Source organism: Falsiroseomonas oryziterrae (genome assembly GCF_021864505.1).
Taxonomy (GTDB): Bacteria; Pseudomonadota; Alphaproteobacteria; order Acetobacterales; family Acetobacteraceae; genus Falsiroseomonas; species Falsiroseomonas oryziterrae.
Genome location: NZ_JAKJIB010000710.1, coordinates 1 through 566 on the forward strand (window position 1 = coordinate 1; position 566 = coordinate 566).

Annotated in this window: 1 pseudogene; it reads left to right on the forward strand. The window is 79.3% G+C overall.

What is annotated here, in order from left to right:
* Positions 1 to 566: pseudogene (locus tag L2I40_RS24270) on the forward strand (hypothetical protein); the annotation flags it as partial.

Below are 566 nucleotides of genomic sequence, written 5' to 3' on the forward strand. Positions count from 1 at the left end.
GATCGCGATGCGCCGCGCGGCGGAACTGCGCCTCGCCGCCGGCGAAGCCGATTCCGCGGCCACCGCCGCGACGATGGAGGCGGTGCTGGTTGCCTGGCGCGGCGACGCCTTCGAACGCGACGCGCGGCTGCGGCTGGCCGAGTTGCGCCTCGCGGCCGGCGATCCGCGCGGCGCCTTCGACGCGCTGCGCGATGTCGCGCAGGGCTTCCCGGACAGCGCCGCCGCGCTGCGACCGCGCCTGACGGAGGCGTTGCTGGCCGCGTTGGCGACCGAGCCGCCGGTCGCCGCCCTGGCGTTGCTGGACGCGCATGGCGCGCTGCTCCCGGCCGGTGCGGGGGCCGGAGAGGCGCTCGCAACCCTCGCCGAACGGCTCGGTGCGCTCGACCTTCCCGACCGTGCGCGCCAGGTGATGACGCAGGCGGTGGCGCGGGCGGAGGGGACCGAGTCGCGCGCACGCCTCGGGCTGCGGCTCGCGCGCTTGGCGCTGGCCGCGGGGGATCCCGCCGGGGCGCGGGCCGCGCTGTCCGATACCGCGGCAGACGGCCTGCCGGCGCCGCTGGCGCGCG